1 pseudogene is annotated in these 882 nt (G+C 60.7%); it reads left to right on the top strand.

The annotated features are described in order from the left end of the window. A pseudogene (locus D8U73_RS29225) lies at nt 1-882 on the top strand (sugar-binding protein); the annotation flags it as partial.

Genomic DNA, 882 nt, shown 5'->3' with positions numbered 1-882 from the left:
TCGACCCGCGCACCGGGCAATACACCTGCGCCATTTCATTGCCCGAGCTCAAGGCCAATAACCTGTGCGGGCCGGTCGTTCCGCTGCAACTGAGTTTCAACCCGCTCAATGCCGCCGACAGCGGATTCGGTAAAGGCTGGAACTTGCAACTGTCGCAGTTCAACCCCACCAACCGTGTGCTGTCGCTGTACACCGGCGAAACCTTCAGGATCGATCCAGGCCCCAATGGCGTGGAGATTCCAGAACAGAAAATCGATTCCTTTCATTTCCATGACCTGGGCAGCAAGCGCTACCGCGTCGAGCATAAATCCGGTCTGGTGGAAATTCTCCAGGTCACCCAGGGTGAGATCGCGCTGCCGGTGGAAATGCACTCGCCCCAGGGCCACAAAGTCGTGCTCGACTATGCAACCTTCAGCAACGGCCCGTTGTTGAGCACCATCCGCAATGCCGACGGCACTCAGCTGCTCAGCCTGGTGCGCAGCCCCAACCTGCTGAAGCTCACGCTGCACCCGGGCAGTGCCTTCGAAGCGGTGTTCGAGATGAATATTCTCGGCAGCGAGACCAAAAGCCTCGTCCTGCCGACCGATGACAAGGCGTCCTGGCGCTTCGGGTATGTCGCCAAGAGCGGCCTGACCTGCCTTGAGCACGTGTATACCCCTACCGGCGGCCATGAGAAGGTCACCTATGCGGGCCGGCCGCATGATTTTCCGGGCCTGGGCGATCGCACCCTGCCGCGGGTGGAATCCCACGTGCGCGACCCTGGTCACGGCCAGCCGGCGATCGAAATCCGCTATGAGTACGACGCCAAGGGTCACAACTTTCTCGGCTTCGGCAGCGGCCTGTCCTGGAGCAACGATGGCCTGGACAACCTCTATAAAGTGC

Origin of the sequence: Pseudomonas sp. Sample_22, from assembly GCF_004307635.1 — a bacterium.
GTDB lineage: Bacteria > Pseudomonadota > Gammaproteobacteria > Pseudomonadales > Pseudomonadaceae > Aquipseudomonas.
The sequence above is the reverse complement of the archived record's forward strand: the minus strand, read 5'-3'. Positions and strand labels throughout refer to the sequence as shown.